1 pseudogene is annotated in these 360 nt (G+C 71.7%); it reads right to left on the reverse strand.

Annotation, left to right across the window (positions count from 1 at the left end):
* Positions 1-336: pseudogene (locus tag IG62_RS0141045) on the reverse strand (hypothetical protein); the annotation flags it as partial.
* Between the last annotated feature and the right edge of the window lie 24 nt (positions 337-360).

The following is a 360-nucleotide window of genomic DNA, read 5'->3' on the forward strand; positions in this document are numbered from 1 at the left end:
GTAGAGGTGCGCGGCCTCCAGCACCTGGACGGGGGTGGGGCCGTTGAAGGCGCACAGGTCGCCGTAGGTGCCCAGCAGGTGCTTGCGGAAGGCGGGCTGACCCTTACGGACGCGGATCGTCGCCTGCTTATGGCCGCCGGCGATCAGGCCACGGGTGTTGTCGACGATGTCCATCGGCAACCCGCCGCCGGCGAGGGCGTCGTGGAAGTCGTCCGCCCGCAACTCGCGCAAGGACAGCTGCGACTTGGGGTGGACGCACAGCTGGCGCAGCTCCGGGGCGGTCAGCGCGCCGCGTGCGTCGGTCCAGCCGGCCTCGTGGCGGCTGCGGTAGGTCACCACGTGCTTGTGGTGCCAGCCCGG

This window comes from Streptomyces sp. NRRL S-337, assembly GCF_000720175.1.
GTDB classification, from domain to species: domain Bacteria; phylum Actinomycetota; class Actinomycetes; order Streptomycetales; family Streptomycetaceae; genus Streptomyces; species Streptomyces siderophoricus.